This is a genomic window from Halomonas sp. MS1 (genome assembly GCF_024182575.1).
Lineage (GTDB): Bacteria > Pseudomonadota > Gammaproteobacteria > Pseudomonadales > Halomonadaceae > Vreelandella.
The window spans coordinates 246,716-263,173 of the sequence record NZ_CP098926.1 but is presented as its reverse complement, the minus strand read 5'-3'; the positions used below and the strand labels follow the sequence as shown (position 1 = coordinate 263,173).

Annotated in this window: 6 protein-coding genes; 4 read left to right on the top strand and 2 right to left on the bottom strand. The window is 53.3% G+C overall.

Translation table 11 applies throughout. From position 1 onward, the window contains the following. Positions 1–149: 149 nt before the first annotated feature. On the top strand, positions 150–479 hold the full coding sequence (locus NF683_RS01215) for a hypothetical protein (RefSeq protein ID WP_253921036.1): 330 nt from the start codon (positions 150–152) through the stop codon (positions 477–479). Positions 480–598: 119 nt separating this feature from the next. Here NF683_RS01215 and NF683_RS01210 read toward each other — a convergent pair whose 3' ends face one another. Together NF683_RS01210 and NF683_RS01205 are read right to left on the bottom strand one after the other, a co-directional pair. Then, a complete protein-coding gene (locus tag NF683_RS01210; protein ID WP_253921035.1) occupies positions 599–9,367 on the bottom strand; it encodes a GH36-type glycosyl hydrolase domain-containing protein in 8,769 nt (2,922 codons plus the stop codon). Between the two features lie 137 nt (positions 9,368–9,504). Continuing rightward, the gene (locus NF683_RS01205; protein ID WP_253921034.1) at positions 9,505–10,113 is read right to left on the bottom strand and encodes a CDP-alcohol phosphatidyltransferase family protein; all 609 of its coding nucleotides are present in this window, start codon (positions 10,111–10,113) and stop codon (positions 9,505–9,507) included. 268 nt (positions 10,114–10,381) lie between these two features. Between NF683_RS01205 and NF683_RS01200 the strand changes: the two genes are divergently transcribed. The 3 genes from NF683_RS01200 to NF683_RS01190 all read left to right on the top strand — a co-directional run bounded on the left by NF683_RS01200 (position 10,382) and on the right by NF683_RS01190 (position 16,377). Beyond that, positions 10,382–12,022, top strand: coding sequence for a DASS family sodium-coupled anion symporter (locus NF683_RS01200; RefSeq protein WP_342760374.1), 1,641 nt, complete (start codon positions 10,382–10,384; stop codon positions 12,020–12,022). A 144-nt stretch (positions 12,023–12,166) separates the two neighbouring features. Beyond that, positions 12,167–13,315, top strand: a complete 1,149-nt coding sequence (locus NF683_RS01195) for an exonuclease SbcCD subunit D (RefSeq protein ID WP_253921868.1) — start codon at positions 12,167–12,169, stop codon at positions 13,313–13,315. Further along, positions 13,312–16,377 (top strand): AAA family ATPase, encoded by a 3,066-nt coding sequence (locus tag NF683_RS01190; protein WP_253921032.1) that lies wholly within the window; start codon positions 13,312–13,314, stop codon positions 16,375–16,377. Before NF683_RS01195 ends, NF683_RS01190 begins: the two co-directional genes overlap by 4 nt. Positions 16,378–16,458 lie beyond the last annotated feature (81 nt).

Sequence of the window (16,458 nt, the reverse complement as noted above, 5' to 3'; positions counted from 1 at the left end):
CGGGCAGTTGGCTCAAAAACTTGGGGAGGGCGCCCAATTAGATAAGTAACTGACGATATAATGTGCTGATCGCTATGTTTGGCTCTTGGCGATACCCACGTTGCAATCTATCGCTTCTCTTAACAGAGAAAAGAACAGGGAACTTATCAATGCGCATCAAAGTGTTATTCGCTGCACTGCTGATACTGTGTAGCTCTTCGCTTGCAATGGCTACCGACTACCATATCGATATCACTAATCGTACAGGCTATATCTTGTATTACATGTATATAAGCCCAGTCGATTCAAAAAGCTGGGAAGAGGATGTGCTCGGTAATGATGTCCTGATGGATGGTGATACTCAACGGGTGGCGATTACGGGGTATGACAGTCCCTACTTCGATATTCGTTTAGTCGATGAAGACGACGACAGCTACACCTTCTGGAAGGTAGATGTATCGACCCGGGACCTTGTGGTTACGCTAGATGATTTAGACTGATAAAAATTCCCAACGGTTTGCCTCCCCTAACAGCGCCCTTGCTGATGATTCTTCGGGATAGAGGCAAGCCGTTTTGTTGAGCACTCCGTGTTATCAGCGTTTAACGCCACATAACATTGTCATGATGCTGGGGCACATCGCCGGATAACTATCTCTAGTTGATGATGCTGACTATCTAGGGGCACTCGAATGGGCATGCCAACCTCCGTGTCTGCTAAGCAAACGCCATCCAGTGTTGCAGTGAGGGCTTGGCTTAGGAGGGGTTGGCTTAAGAGATTCTGACTTAACGTCGCTGGAGAAGCTTGCGCGTTGATCACCTTGATATGATAGTGCGATTGGGCAAGGGTAATGTCAGCAGTAAAATGCGGCCAGCTCGCTGGCAGACAGGGATAAATTACCAGCCAGCTAGCTTCCCGGCGAATGCCTAAAATACCCTCCATACCGGCTTGATACATCCAACCGGCGGCGCCGGTATACCATGTCCAACCTCCTCGTCCCACATGGGGCGCCACAGAATACACATCAGCAGCGACCACATAAGGCTCAACGCGATAGCGGGTAGCCGCTGCCGTTGTAGTAGCATGGTTGATGGGATTAAGCAGTGTAAACAGCTGATATGCTTTGTCGCCTTCACCCAGCTGGGCAAAGGCCAAAATTGCCCACATTGATGCATGACTATACTGCCCGCCATTTTCGCGCATTCCAGGTGGATAGCCGCTTATATAGCCGGGATCCTGCTTCGGGTGATTAAAGGGAGGCCAAAAGAGCAGCGCTAACTGCTGATCGTACAGAATAAGTTCGCGCTCCAGGGAGTGCATAGCGAGCATCGACCGCTGAGGGTCGCTGGCGCCGGAAAGCACTGCCCATGATTGGGCGATGGAATCAATCTGGCATGCATCACTTTGTTTGCTGCCTAGCCAGCTGCCGTTGTCGTAAGTAGCTCGGCGATACCACTGGCCATCCCAAGCGCTGTTTTCAAGCGCTAGGCGTAGCGCATGGGCATGTTGAGACCAACGAGCGGCGCGTTGAGGATCATCTGAGTGGCAGGCTTGGGCCTCGCGCTGCTCGGCAATTGGCGCAAATTGATGAAGTGTTTTAAGCAGCAACCAGCCTAGCCACACACTCTCTCCCTTGCCCCCAGCACCCACGCGGTTCATGCCGTCATTCCAATCCCCGCCGCCTATCAGCGGCAAGCCATGTTCACCCAGTTGCGAAAGGGTGATATCCAGTCCGCGTGCGCAGTGTTCAAACAGTGGGGCGGTTTCCTGTGAGGTGGTCGGCTGGAAAAAGTGTTCGTGCTGATGCGGCGACAACAGTGCGCCGTCTAGAAAACTCACCGGCTCATCAAGCACCGTTATGTCATGGGTTGTTGCGACATAACGCGCGCAGGCGTAAGCCAACCAAACCCGGTCGTCAGAGATGCGCGTGCGCACTCCTTGTCCGGAATGTGGCAACCACCAGTGCTGTACATCGCCTTCAGGGAATTGGCGTGAAGCCGCTCGCAGTAAATGCTGGCGCGTTGTAGCGGCGTTGCTAAACGTCAATGCCATGCAATCTTGCAACTGGTCGCGAAAGCCATAGGCGCCACTGGCTTGGTAAAACGCTGAGCGAGCCGTTAAGCGGCAGGCGATGGTCTGATACAGCAGCCAGCCGTTTAGCATGATGTCCATCGCCCGATCAGGTGTTTTGACCTGTATGGCATTGAGCTGCGTATTCCAATGGTCATGAATGCTGGTAAGCTCTGCATCAATGTCAGCATCACAAAAACGGGTAATCAGCCTCGCAACGTCGTCATTGGAGCCACCCTGACCAAGCAATACGATAATGTCGACTGTTTCTCCTGGGGCTAGCGTCACGGGACGCTGAAGAGCGGCGCAGGGGTCTAGTCCCGCGCCTAACGTACCGGAAAGTGGCGTTTTACAGCGTAACCCAGCCGGTTCGGCCAGGTTTTTGCTATAACCGATAAACTCGCTGCGATTGCCAGTCCATTGCGTAGGTGGCTCGCCAATATCGAGAAAAGCCACTCGGCCTGGGAAGTCGGCATTCCATGGATTGGTAACTAACAACGCACCGCTTTCTGGTGCTTGCGACGTAATCAGGAAGGGAGCTGATGTGCTGCGCGACGTGCCCAAAACCCACTCTGCATAAGCAGTCACAGAGAGTTTGCGTGTCCGGTTTGAATGATTAGTCAGTCTCAACCGTGAGATGCGCAACGGGGCATCCAGAGGCACAAAGTGCAACAGTTCTAAGCTAAGCTCGTCATTCTGATGTTCAAATTGGCTATAGCCAAAGCCATGACGCGCAACGTAGCGGCCTGAGTCACGTATCGGGCTTGCCGTTGCGGTATAAAGCTCGAACGTCTCTTCATCTCGGACGTAAACAGCATCTCCGCTTGGGTCAATGACGGGGTCATTACTCCAGGGTGTCAGCTGGTTTTCTCGGCTGCTGTCTGCCCATAGATAGCCAGCGCCCTCTGCCGATACTTGAAACCCGAACTGTTGATTGGCAATGACATTAATCCATGGCGCAGGCGTTGAACTGCCCGCTTCTAGGATGGTGACATACTCTCGTCCTTGCTTTGCAAACCCGCCCCAACCATTAAAAAGCTCGAGTGTAGGCCGCTTAAGTTGGCGAGGAGTATGAGCCTTATCTATCAACGGTCTGGGAAGGGCGCGTTTAGTAATGGCAAGCGGAGGCTTGGCGGTGCTCTGACCAGACAACATAACAGACAGCTGATCGGCAATTGATCCTCGGTGCGCTATCAGCACCACGCGAGCAATTGATAGCAGCTGAGAGCGTGACTGGGCGCTTGCTAGGTCGGCGCGCAGGGCATAAACCGTTCCCTGGGCATAGCCATTGTGAAGCCGGGGTCTTGCCTGGCTGCTGAGAATCGTGGCTTCAATGGCTTGCTGTAGATCTTGAATATAAGAGGAGGCACGCTCATTGATGATGACGACATCAACTTCAAGACGTTTCATGCGCCAATACTCATGGGCGCGAAGTAATTGATGCAATTGTGGCAAATCGTCAGTGGATTCAATTCGCAGCAATACAATGGGTAAATCGCCGGAGATCCCGTGTTGCCATAGCAGCGACTGTTGAGCTGCGCCGCTTTGAATCGTTTTCTGGGGGGCTCTAAAGCGTGCGTCGGGATAGAGCAGCGGGGCCGCTAAGCGCTGAAAGTCGGCGGCTTCTTCTGGCTGAGTGCCTAAATGACGTAGCTGCACTTGCGCTTGAGTCCAGGCGAGCATTTTTGCTCGCTCAAAGGCGCTAACATCATGATGTTTATCAATGAGATCCATCAGCGCCTCGCGTGAGCCGGCAACGACCGTCCAGTAAGCGATGCGGGCGGCTTTACCTGGCGCGATCCGCAGGCAGTAGCGCGATGCAAAAATAGGGTCAATAACACTGCCTACCGTGCCTGATAAATGCTGGCCTTCAGAAAGTGCCGTCGCTGTGGAAATACGGTTGCCCCGGCCGATAAATTGCTCGCGGTCGGTCTCATATTGGAAATCTCCTACAGTATCGCCTTCCACTACGGCGAAGTGAGCTGCCCACACATGCGCTTCGCTGGGGTCCCGCCGCCGACGGGTGGCGACTAGCGCATTGAATGCTGGAAGGTATTCAGTAACCACGAACATTTTGGCAAAACTAGGATGGGCGTTGTCGGTACTCGGCGTGGTGAGTACTAATTCTGCATAAGCCGTAACATCAATGTCGCAGGTTTGGCGTCCATTGTTGGTCAGTGTTAGCAAACGTACTTCGCTGTCATCTTCCCCAGACACCAGGATGTCTAAGTGACTAGCAATAGATTCGTGCCGATGGTCATAGCGAGCATAATCTTCAGCAAATAACACGTGATTGTCTTCGTCATTAGCGCCGGTATGTGATTCCAGTGATTGTCCTGTTGCACTCCAAACGCTTGGACGTCGCGTATCGCGGAGAAAAATAACGCTTCCCCAGTGATCGCGTGTGGTATCTGGTTGCCAGCGAGTGATGGCAAGGTTGTGCCATCGGCTGTAGCCGCCACCTGTTGCGGTCAACATGACAGAGTAGTTGCCGTTTGAGAGCAGGTGAGTCACCGGAGGTCCGTTGATGCCGGTTGATAGCCTGCGCACGGTTTGTGCTTCGTTGATGGTTTGGCTAGCGGTTGATTTCACCTCTTCGGCACGGGGATAAGCAATAGCCACATCCCGTGGAATGCGCTCTTGAAGCAATAGCTCGCTCGCCTGAATTATCGGTTCGCGGTGGAAGCGTTGTCGCATCTGCCCACGATGGAGCGTATTAGCGATGGCGACGATGGTCATGCCTTGGTGGTGCGCCATATAGCTGCGCACAATCACCAGCTTGGCGCCTTTGGGGAGCCGTGAGCGGGTCAGGTCTAGCGCTTCGTAGTAGCCATAGCGTCCTAGCGCGCCCATTTCTGCAAGGCGGCGATAATTTTTGAAGGCCCCCTCCGGGTCGATCATTGCCGCCAGCCCCGTTGCGTACGGCGCGACCACTAAATCGGCCGATAGACCACGCTTCAGCCCTAATCCAGGCACCCCAAAATTGGAATATTGATAAGTATGCTCTATGTCCCGTGCGTTATACCCTGACTCAGAAATACCCCAAGGGGCTGAAAACTGGGCGGCGTATGTTTCCTGGCGCTTAACTATCAGACGGTTAGTTTGCTCCAATAGGCTGCCAGCGGGTGCGCGCATTATTAGCGACGGCATCAGGTATTCAAACATGGAGCCTGACCAGGAGATCATTGCCGCGCCCTCTTTTAAGGGGGTGGCAGCGCGCCCAAGTCGGAACCAGTGGCGAGTGGCTACATCGCCTTTGGCAATGGCAAACAGGCTGGCCAGCCGTGCCTCTGAAGCCAGCAGGTCATAACAACTGATGTCCAGACTGGCGTCATCTAGCGAGAAGCCAATCGACAGTAACTGCCGCTCAGGGTTGAGAAGAAACGCAAAATCCATGCTGAGGGCAAGCCGTCGCGCTTTACTGGCCAGTTGCTGGAGCCGCTTTACATGTGTGCCGTTGGCGATTGTGTTGTTTGTGTGGTCACCGCTATGCTGTGCAGCCGTTTTGTGTAGTGCTGCCACCCAAAAAAGCACATCTTTATCATCGTCACTAGCGAGATGCTCATTGAAAAGGTCACCAGCGATACTAAGTGCCTTTTTGGTTTGCTTAGTGAGGGCTTCCAAGTCTAATGGCGACGTTTTATTTGCGCTTACGAGAGTGGCGATTTTCTCAAGCTGTTCAGTGAGCGGTTTGGTGGGCGAAGGTGTTTCTGCTGCTTGGGAGGAGCGCTTAAGCTCTTCACATTTAAGTGCTTCGAACGCCAATGCCAATGTATCGGCTATAGCTTGGCGAGGGTCAGGTGAAAACGTTGTGTCCTGCCAGGTTTCCAAGGCGTTAGCGAGAGTAATGAGGTGACCAGCAAGGTTGCCGCTATCGACAGTAGATACATACCTAGGGTTTAGCGGACGTAGATCATCGATTGCATACCAGTTAAAGAAGTGGCCACGATAGCGGGGCAGGGTATGCATAACGGCAAGTGTTGTTTCTATACGGCTTAGCGCGTTGGGGTTACCGATCCAACCAAAATCACGCGCTGCCAGTATCGACAGCAGGTATAGACCCATATTGGTTGGTGACGTGCGCTGGGCGATAACCGGCCGAGGCTCTTCCTGAAAATTGTCCGGCGGCAGCAAATTGGTCGATGTAGTTACAAAGGTTTCAAAGTAGCGCCAGGTTCTACGCGCAATAAGCCGAAGCTCAAGGGCGATTTCTTCTGCTATGAGAGGTTGGGTCGCAATACTAGCCGTACTACTTAGCCAAGTTGCCAGCGCAGGTGCTGCTACCCAGAGTAGTGCGATCGGCAAGACCACTAGCCAAACACTACTGTTAAACCATAACGCACTGAAGGCAATGGCTACGCCAAGTAACGTACCGGGTGCCATGTGCCGATAAAATCTCCAAACGGTCAGGTGTGGGCATTTCATCGTCTGGGCCGACGATGTCCACTCTAGTAAATGGCGGCGAGTTATAAAAACGCGTATCAGAGTGCTAACAATGGCATCTAGCATCCGCCACGCTTGGTCGGGGAGAAACATCAGTTGCAGCAAAATTTGTTTCAATCCCAGCGTCAGTTCATCCCACCATTGTTGGAAGTGGTAGCGAAGGTTGACGCCTGCGCGCAGCGGAGCTAACGACGTTATTAACGACAGTAAGACCGGTATGCTAAAGGTCATAATGACCATTAAGCTGCTGACAACGGCCATCATGAGAGGCAGTTGCCAGCTCACTGCAAGGCAGGCTAATAGTAACGGGGGGAGCAGCGACCGGCGTAGATTGCCGAGTATTTTCAAGCGCCCTGAAGGCGGTAACGAAGCTGTTAATAGCCAAGGGAGTAACTGCCAATCACCTCGCACCCAGCGATGTTGGCGTTTGGCCACCACATCATAACGGTCTGGAAAGTCTTCTATGACTTCAATATCTGATGCCAGTCCTGCTCGGGCAAAAATGCCCTCAAACATATCGTGGCTTAGCAGGCTGTTTTCAGCGATACGGCCCTCTAACGATGCTTCAAAGGCATCAATATTATAAATACCTTTCCCTGCAAACGAGCCATCACCCACTAGGTCTTGATAAAGATCTGAAATGGCGGCGGCATAAGGGTCAATGCCGCCTGGAGAAGAGCACAGCTGTTGATAAATAGAGCCTCTTTCGCCTGTAGGCATCGATTGAGTGACGCGCGGTTGCAAAATTGCATAGCCTTCGACTACCCGCCGTTGCTGCGGATCAAATCGAGGGTGGTTTAACGGGTGGGCTATTTTGCCAACCAGCTTGCTGGCGGCTCCTCTTGGCAGGCGTGTATCGGCGTCCAGCGTGAGAATATAGTGCACATTTCTTGGTAGGGAAGGTGGGTCCCTGAAGGTCGTATCGGTTGCGCCACGTAACAGTTTATTGAGCTCATGAAGCTTGCCCCGTTTGCGCTCCCATCCCATCCAGCATTGTTCACCTGCATTGTAGACGCGGTTGCGGTGCAGTAAAAAGAAGCGCTTTTCATGGCTAGCAGGACAGTAGCGTTTGTTTAATTCCTCAATGCGTTTTTCACAAATGCTTAACAGTGCCTCATCGGTGGCTAGTTCTGCCTGCTGGGCATCAACACCATCCGTTAACAGTGCATAGCTAATAGCACCGCCATCACTACCCAGGTGGTGCACCTCAAGCCGATCAAGCTGTTCTTTTAAGTCGGCTTCATTGGTCAATAGCGTTGGCATTGCCACCAGAGTACGAAGAGAGGGGGGAATACCTTTGGAGAGGTCTAGGCTAGGCAGTGGCTGAGCGCCGATATTATAAATAACGAAACGATTGACGATAGACGTAGCGATCTCAATCGTGGGTAGTATGCCCAGGGCTGCCAATAACCATAACCACAGTGACGACACCTCGCCTGAATGCGTTGATAACAGCAACCACCCGGCCAATACCATTAAAGCGACTGACGTCGCTGTCAGCATTATGACGTAGCCATTGATGCCATTTTTCAACAGCAGCTGGCGAAATCGCCGTTTCAATGGCGGGCGATAGTTAAGGCGTTCTTCTAACGTATTCCTACCCGCTGCCACTAAAAAATAACCGGGGTCTTCGACTCGTGCTGCCTCATGGACATCATCGGTCAGTGGCAGCGCTTCTCCTGACAGCGTTAGCGTATGATCAACGACTTCCAACTCGCTATAGGCTGAGCCACGGGCGAGCTCTTCCACGGCAATGCGATACTGATTACGTGTTGAAAAATCGTACTGCGCAAAGCGGCTATGTTCGCGTAATTTTACGTCTACCAAGCTGACACTTTCGAACAGCTCAGCCCAATCGGTGCTGGAGATAAAACGCATACTGGTAATGATATTTCGCACAGTAACGTTCGCTGCACCTTGGCGCTGTTGGGTACTTTGCACCACATCATCAATAGATTCGCCCTGGCGATTAAGCTGCTCAAAAAGCCAGCAGGCCAGTGCATTGGTATGGGGGTTAACGCCGCGTAAACGTTTGGCTAATTGAGCTATAAAGGGCGCCGACAGTGGTGTTTTCTGAGACGTAAAAGAAGGGAATTGATGATCAATTGAACCCTCATCCATTGAACAGTTATCTGTCGAGACGCTATTAGCCGATTCGTTGTTTATCGAGTCGTTGTAAGTTGAATAATGGTTGGAGGAGTCGTTTCTCTTTGGCGAGCCATTTTCAGTAGCAATCCATTTAGCCGCAAGTGTATCCGCGGCATCGCGCGCCGTTTGTTCACTAATGATTTGATCGGCAAGTCGACGTAAATTTTCAACTAATACAATGCGAAGCGTTATCGCGACCGCCCATAACTCTCCAATTGTTAGTGGCTGTATGCGTTGATAAGCTTTAATAAATGTACGTAAGTTAGCGAGTTCTATATTGCTATCGGTATGTGCAATAAAAGCCCATGCAATACCAAAGACGCGTGGATAGCCCGCAAAAGGTCCTTCTGCAAGCTTTGGTAACTGTCGGTAATAACCCGGCGGAAGATCGCCGCGTATTTCACGAATTTGTGCTTCGATAAGATGATAATTATCAAGTAACCAAGCGGCAGCGGGAACGACATCTCGACCTTCTGCCAGCGTGACAGCGCAAGCGCGGTAAGCGGCAAGTAATACGCGTGCATTATCGTTTAGGCGGCGCGTTAACGACGCCACTTTAGGTGGGCTTGCAGTCACAACCTGCGCCAGCGCTAAACTACCTGCGTGCTGCTCAAGCCGTTCTGTACTAAACAACTCTTCACGTACTGGCGCGGAAGAACTCCACAATGCCATAGAAGCTTTGTGTTGGCGCACACGACGAAATAAAGGCGTCTGAAAAAAAAGAGTCACGGGTTACATCCTGATGAATGTGTACAGCACAGCTCTTAAAACAATGCTTTTCTATCAGGACGATGTGCTTAACGTTCGCTGCTGTCGGTTCGATAACGCACATTGCGTGCATAACCGTTATAGGGCGATCTTAAATGCTAGCGTAGGGTCCAATAGCCTCCCCATAGCCGCGTGGCAGTCGTGATTAGACAACCGGCTGCAAAGAGACCCGCTAACCATGGAAAATACTGAGGAAACAAGCAGAAGAGTACTAACGCAATAACGGTTTCTGTGCCTTCGGTTAACCCCTCTAAATAGTAAAATGCCTTTTGTGGAAAGTTTGGCCGTTCAACATTGCGTGCTTTCGCCGCAATAGCAAAGGCTAAAAACGATGTCCCTGTGCCGATAAATGCGAATAGCAATACCGCTGCTGCCAGCGCATTTTGCCCAGGGTTAGCCAGCGCGAATCCCAGTACGACCGCGGCATAAAAGACAAAATCCAACCCGATATCAATAAACCCGCCCGCATCGCTTTGCTGGCCGCTTAGCCGGGCAAGCGCGCCATCCAGCCCATCACCGAGGCGGTTCAATAAAATCGCCACCAGTGCCAAAACATAATATTCAAAGGCTAATAGCGGTAGCGCGCTGATACCTACTAAAAAAGCCACTAAGGTAACTTGGTCAGGGGTAATCTGCCGGTGGTTGAGATACCGAGCCATACTGGCAAGTGGTCGATGGGTCAACGGCATAGTAAAACGGTCGAGCACGTGAGTACCTCCTTGGAAAAAGACTCAAACCTAGCGTGATAAAAGTGCAGTGTCACATCATGGTAGGCGCGCTAACAGCTACAACTAAAGTTGTTAGACTTTGGTTGTAGTTTTCGTCAATTCGCTGGACTAATACTTGGCTGCAGTGAATAAAGGGCACCAAAAAGCCAGCTAGGCTGGTTTAAATACGCCATAGGGGGGCTGAGAGAAGCTCCCTTTCGATCACCTGACTGCGAACGGTACTTTGATAATGCGCAGAACTGCCACCATGACACTCTGGGAGTCGCTTTGGCACTCCCATGACCAAGCCAAAAACCTACTTATGTGTGCGTTGCCAGCCGCCGGCGCTGGACGCTCATCCTCTACTACGTCAGGTGAACAACAACATTCGGGTAGCAAACCGCCAAAGCCACCTGCCTATACGACAGCTCAAAAGGTTGGGCTAGTGCTAGGGCCGATGCTGTTTGCCTTCGTGTTGCTGTTTTTTCACCCGGCGGAGCTTAGCTTAGAAGGCCGCATGGTACTTGCTACCACGCTTTGGGTAGCCGTGTGGTGGATTACCGAAGCCATACCTATTCCTGTTACGTCACTTTTGCCCATTGTATTGCTGCCGATCACCGGCGCCCTTGAGAGTAGTGCGGTTACGGCAGCATACGGCAATCCTATTATCTTCCTTTTCCTCGGCGGTTTTATGATTGCCCTGGCGATGGAAAAGTGGGATCTGCATAAGCGTATTGCCCTCACCATTATTTCAGTATTGGGCACCAGCATTAACAGTATTGTGTTCGGCTTTATGGCGGCCACTGGCTTTTTGTCGATGTGGGTATCCAACACGGCGTCGGTCATGATGATGCTGCCTATTGGCACTGCAATTGTGTATCAGGTGACCCAGGAACTGAATAAGAGCGAGGGTGATCATAGCGAAGACATCGATAAATTCAGTAAAGCGCTAATTTTTGGCGTTGGTTACGGCGGCACTATCGGCGGTTTGGGTACTCTGATTGGTACACCTCCCAATATTATTCTGGCAGCGATTGTGAATGAGCTGTTTGGCGTTGAGATTACCTTTGCCAGTTGGATGATGTTTGCTTTCCCGGTCGTTGTGGTGCTGCTGTTTATTGGTTGGCTAATGCTGACACGCTTTATTTACCCGATTAACTTCAGCAACCTTCCGGGTGGCAAAGCGCTCATTGCTAAGGAAAAGGCCGCGCTGGGTAAGATCACCTTTGAAGAGAAAGCCGTGTTGGTTGTTTTCCTGTTAGCGGCATTTTTCTGGATTACCCGTTCTTTTCTGTGGCAAGGCCAAATACTCACTATTCCGGGGATTAACGACACGATGATCGCCATTGTGGCGGCAATTGCGCTGTTTTTAATTCCTTCGCCAAGCAAAGGCGGCTGCCTGCTGGGGTGGGATATTGCCAAAGACGTACCCTGGGGCATTCTGCTGCTATTTGGCGGTGGCTTGGCGATTGCTGCTGGCTTCGGTTCCTCTGGATTAGCCGCCTGGATTGGTGGTCAGATGAGTGTGCTGGAAGGTGTTAACTTCTTGCTGGTGATCTTGCTAGCCGCTGGCATGGTGTTGTTCTTGACCGAGATTACCTCAAATACAGCAACGGCCACGATGATTCTTCCGGTGCTTGCCTCGCTGGCGCTGGCGTTGGATATCCATCCGTTCGTGCTAATGGTACCTGCTGCCATGGCAGCGAATTGCGCCTTTATGCTGCCGGTGGGCACACCCCCCAATGCGATTATTTTTGCGACCGGAAAAATCAAAATTATCGAAATGGTGCGCAATGGGTTCTGGCTAAATATTTTCGCGCTACTGCTAATCGTCGCAGCGGTTTATTTCTTATTGCCCCTCATGTGGGGTATTGACTTAACCAGCTATCCGGACGCGTTCCGCGACTAACCGACAGCCACTACTGTTGCTTCAGCCCCGCCATGTGCGGGGCTTTTTGTTGGGAGCTTTGGTAGCAAGCTTTTTGTGCTGCGTGACGGACAGTTTGGAATGCAGATTGCTATGATGGGGCATATTTTTTGCGTTGAGCCTGCCATGCGACTACTTCATACCGCCGATTGGCACTTAGGGCGGCTGTTTCACAACCTCTCCCTGCTGGAAGACCAGCGCCATGTATTGAACCAGCTACTGGATATTATCGACTGCGATGCGGTGGATGCTGTGCTGGTTGCAGGCGATATCTACGACCGTTCGGTGCCGCCATCCGCTGCCGTCACGCTGTTAGATGAGGTGCTTGGTGAGCTGTGTGAAAAGCGTGGCCTACCGGTGATTATGATTTCCGGCAACCACGACGGCGCTGAGCGACTTGGCTTCGGGGCGCGCCACCTGCGCCAAGCAGGGCTGCATATTCTGTCTGATCTATCTGCCTGCGATCATCCCGTGACACTGTCGATTAATGGGGAAGAAGTGGATGTGTTCGGTATTCCCTACGCTGACCCGGAGTATGTACGCAGCCAGTTTTCGGTGGATGTCCGCGATTTCGACAGCGCCCACCGTTTCTTAGTCGAACGTATCAACACCCAGCGCCGAGCGGGTCGACCTACTGTGCTTATGAGCCACTGCTTTGTGGATGGCGGCAGTGCCAGCGATTCAGAGCGCCCGTTAACCTTGGGGGGCGCGGAAAGTGTTGCTTGGGAGCCGATGCAGTCGTTTGACTATGTCGCCTTAGGCCACCTTCATGGGCCGCAATATCGCGGTGGTGAACATATTCGCTACAGCGGCTCGTTGCTTAAATACAGCTTCTCAGAGGCTAACCAGCGCAAAGGCGTCACGCTGGTGGATATTGGCCCCGAGGGCGTGAGCCAGATCGAGCACCGCCCGCTGACGCCGCGCCGAGAGGTGCGTGTGCTGGAGGGCGAACTGGCCGAGCTGCTAGAACAAGGTAAAACCGATACCCAAGCCGATGACTATTTGTTAGTGCGGATGACCGACCGCCACGCGATTCTTGACCCCATGGGCAAGCTACGCGAGGTCTACCCCAACGTGCTGCATTTAGAAAAGCCCGGCATGTTAGAAGCCCAAGGGCGTCAGCAGTTAGATCGCGAACGGCTGCAGTTCAGCGCGTTGGATATGTTTAGTGATTTCTTTACCCAAACCAGCGGGGGCACCATGAGTGATGAGCAGGCCAGCGCCATGCGCGAACTCATCACCACCCTAAGCCGTGAGCAGGAGGGCCAGTCATGACGCCGTTAACGCTCACTATGCAAGCGTTTGGCCCCTTTGCTGGCAGCGAAACGATCGACTTTACTGCGCTGGGCAAAAGCCCGTTGTTTCTGATTAACGGCCCCACGGGCGCAGGGAAAAGCTCGATATTAGATGCTATCTGTTTTGCGCTTTACGGCCAAACCACCGGTAATGACCGAGATGCCGGCCAAATGCGCTGCGACCAGGCTGCTGCTACCTTGTTGACCGAGGTGAGCTTGGATTTTCGCCTGCGCGATAGTGCTTACCGAGTGCGCCGGGTGCCCCAGCAGGAGCGCCCCAAGGCGACTGGTGAAGGCACAACCACACAAAGTGCTGAAGCCCAGCTGTGGCGGCTGACCCCGGAAGGTGATGAGGATGAATGTTTGGTGGCGCGTAAGATCACTGATGCCAACAGCCAACTGCACGCGTTAATAGGTCTGGATGCTAATCAATTTCGCCAAGTAATGGTGCTGCCCCAGGGGAAGTTTCGTGAACTGCTGTTAGCGGAATCGAAAGACCGCGAGAAGATTTTTTCGCAGCTATTTCAAACCCAGATTTTTCAGCGCATTGAAGAGCGCCTGCGTACCCAGGCGAATCAAATAGAGCGAGCGGTGAATGATCACCGCCAGCATATCAGCGGCATTTTGGCCGGGGGCGAGCTGGAAAGCGAAGCGGCATTGGCGCAAGAAGTAGAGGCGCTAACCCCGCAAGTAGGGCAAGCGCGTCAGCGTTTTGAAACCGCTCAGCAGCAGCGCCGTAGTGCTGAACAGCGACGAGATGAAGCCCAAGCGTTACAGCGCCAATTTGAAGCGCGGGACAGCCTCGCCGCAGAGAAAGCACGCCACCTTGAGCAGCAGGCGCAAATAACGGCCTTTCAGGACCGCTTGACCCAAAGCGACCACGCTCAAGCGCTACGACCTTACAGTGCTGCGTTAGTCCAGGCGCAGCAGGCACTCACTACCGCCCAAGCAGAGCAGCGGCAAGCCGATGCCGCGCTTACGACCCAGCGTACGAATACTGAACAAGCCAAGCGTACCTTTGAAGCGGCACGCCAGCGCCAGACCGAACTACCTGCACTGCGCGAGCGCCATCGTCAGTTGGGCGAGTTTATCCACAAAAGCCAGCAGTTAAGTGAGCTTGAAGCGCGCTGGCAAGCGGCGCAAACCGCTTGGCAGCAAGCCGATGACATACTTAAGCGTGATGAAGCTCAGTTAGACGGTATTCGCCAGCAAGGTGAAGCACTAAGCGTTACTCTTGAGCAGCTGCAAACGGAAAGTCAGCAGTTGGCCAGCGCCCCTGCAGAGCTGAGCCGCCATGAGAGCCTGCTAGCTCAGCGGCAGGAGTTGGAGGCGTTGATGCGGCAGGGGCGTGAACTTGTCGCTCAACAACAGCAGGCAACGGCGGCGCTTAACGGTCGGCGCAGCGAAGCAGAACAGGCTAAGCGCCACACAACTGAGCAAGAGATGCGCTGGCACCAAGGGCAAGCCGCACTGTTAGCGCTCACCCTGGAAGAGGACGCGCCTTGCCCGGTGTGTGGCAGCCTTGAACACCCATCCCCAGCGGTTCAGCATGCTGATCTCGTTACCCAAGCGCAGGTAGAAGAAGCCCGCTCAGTTGAGGAGCAGGCCCGCCACGCCTTCCAAACCGCCGAGCGTCAGGCTCACCAGTTAGCACAGCAGCTTAGCTACAACGCTGAGCAGGCGCAGCGCCTTAGTCACCAGTTAGGCGATTGGGCCAGCCAACCGCCGTTTGAGCTGCAACAGGCCTGCGAACAATTGCGCCGCCAAGTCGCGCGTCGGCAGCATGTCGAGAGTGAGATTAACCGGCAAAGCGCTGCCCGTGACGAGCTACGTAGCGGCTGGGGCACGCTGGACAAACAGCTCAAAGCCCAGCGGCCTGTGGTTGAAAAGGCCAAAGAGGAGGCGTTACGGCTAGAGAGCCAGCGCGATCAATTAAGCCAATCACTGCCAGAAGATGCCCGTAACCCGTTGGCCATGCGTCAAACGCTCACTGAACTTGATAGCCAAATTGCTGAGCTTGAACAGGCCTGGGAGCGAGCACAACAGGTGCTTTCGACGAGCCAGACCCAGCAGGCGCGGGCAGAAGAGCAGCTGCGCAACGCAAACCAGCAGTTGGCGCGTAACCAGCAAGCGCTTGAGCAGGCCCAGGCTGAGTGGCAAACGGCGCTACAAGCTAGTTCATTTGAAAGTGAAGCTGCTTATCAGGCGGCTCAGCTAGAGGATAGCCAACGGCAAGACCTGGCTCGCCACGTAGAGGCGTATCAACGCCGGTTGGCTGAGCTTGACGGCGCGCTACACAATTACCACGCCCAGCTGGCCGAAAAAACGCCGCCAGATCTCGCCGCACTCGCCACACTCACCGAAGCCGCCCAAGCGGAGGAGCACACTCAACTCGATGCGTGGCGGGCGCTAGATGGGCGGTTAACTACGTTGCAGGGAGTTCGCCAGAAACTTACCGCTGCCCGTGCGGCCCAGGCCGAGCTTGAAGCCCAGTATCGGGTGTGGGGGACATTAAGCGAAGTGGCTAATGGGCGCACCGGTAATCGCATTAGCTTGCAGCGGTTTGTGCTAGGAGTGCTGCTGGACGACGTACTGATCCAAGCGTCTGAACGGCTGGTGCGTATGAGTCGCGGGCGCTACCAGTTGGTACGACGCGAAGACCCATCCAAGGGCAACAAAGCCTCGGGATTGGAGTTGGATGTGGCCGATACCTACACCGGCAAGAGCCGTTCGGTAGCGACGCTTTCCGGCGGTGAGTCGTTTATGGCGGCCTTGGCGTTGGCGCTAGGGCTTTCTGACGTGGTGCAGGCCTACGCAGGCGGTATTCAGTTGGATACGCTATTTATTGACGAGGGCTTTGGCAGCCTTGATCAGGATGCATTAGACCAAGCAATTGCTATGCTCAGTGAGTTACAAATGGGCGGGCGAATGATCGGGATTATCTCTCATGTCAGCGAACTCAAAGAGCAAATGCCTGTCCGTGTTGAAGTGCGTGCCAGCCGACTTGGTAGCTCGGTGGAGGTGAAGGGCGCGCTTCTTTAATGCCTGGGGTGGCGTTAATTCATGCTGCGTTCATACAGCATGTTTTATAACGGAAGTGAATCGTCTAGCGAGCCCTAGAGA